Below are 1,223 nucleotides of genomic sequence, written 5' to 3' on the forward strand. Positions count from 1 at the left end.
CGGGGCGTCGAGGCGCCCCACGTACGCGGAGACGGTGCCGGGCACCCGGTCCAGGTGGGCGTCGAGATCATCCCAGGTCATGCCGGTGACCGTAGCGGATCACGGGTGGGCGGACTCGCGTACCCGTCGGGGGAAAAAGCACCGGGCGCGCCGGCCGCAAGCGGCCGACACGCCCGGTGTCGGGTGCGGGTGGGTCAGCTGGCGTGCTTGCGGCGGGCGGCGGCGCGGCCCCGCTGCTGCTGGTCGAGCACCACCTTGCGGATGCGCACGGCGGTCGGGGTGACCTCGACGCACTCGTCCTCGCGGCAGAACTCCAGGGCCTGCTCCAGGGAGAGCTTGCGCGGCGGGATCAGCTTCTCCGTCTCGTCGGAGGTGGACGCCCGCATGTTGGTGAGCTTCTTCTCCTTGGTGATGTTGACGTCCATGTCGTCGGAGCGGGAGTTCTCCCCGACGATCATGCCCTCGTACACCTCGGTGGTGGGCTCGACGAACAGCTGGCCGCGCTCCTGCAGGTTGATCATCGCGAAGGCGGTGACGGCGCCGGCCCGGTCGGCGACGAGCGAACCGTTGTTGCGGGTACGCAGCTCGCCGAACCACGGCTCGTAGGACTCGAAGACGTGGTGCAGGATGCCGGTGCCCCGGGTGTCGGTGAGGAACTCGGTGCGGAAGCCGATCAGGCCGCGCGCCGGAACCAGCCACTCCATCCGGATCCAGCCGGTGCCGTGGTTGACCAGCTGCTCCATCCGGCCCTTGCGGGTGGCGAGGAGCTGGGTGATCGCGCCGAGGTATTCCTCCGGGGCGTCGATGGTCAGGCGCTCGACCGGCTCGCAGGTCTTGCCGTCGATCTCCTTGGTGACCACCTGCGGCTTGCCGACGGTCAGCTCGTAGCTCTCCCGGCGCATCTGCTCGACCAGGATGGCCAGCGCCAGCTCGCCGCGGCCCTGCACCTCCCAGGCGTCCGGTCGCTCGGTGGGCAGGACCCGCAGCGACACGTTGCCGATCAGTTCCTTGTCCAGGCGGTCCTTGACCATCCGGGCGGTGACCTTGGAGCCCTTGACCCGGCCGACCAGCGGCGAGGTGTTGGTGCCGATGGTCATCGAGATGGCCGGCTCGTCGACGGTGATCAGCGGCAGCGCGACCGGGTTCTCGACGTCGGCCAGCGTCTCACCGATCATGATCTCCGGGATGCCGGCGACGGCGATGATGTCACCCGGCCCGGCGGT

1 pseudogene is annotated in these 1,223 nt (G+C 69.8%); it reads right to left on the reverse strand.

Going from position 1 to position 1,223, the window contains the following annotated elements:
* Positions 1-194: 194 nt before the first annotated feature.
* Positions 195-1,223: pseudogene (locus KBX53_RS33475) on the reverse strand (translational GTPase TypA); the annotation flags it as partial.

The organism is Micromonospora sp. M51 (assembly GCF_018070305.1).
GTDB classification, from domain to species: Bacteria; Actinomycetota; Actinomycetes; order Mycobacteriales; family Micromonosporaceae; genus Micromonospora; species Micromonospora parva.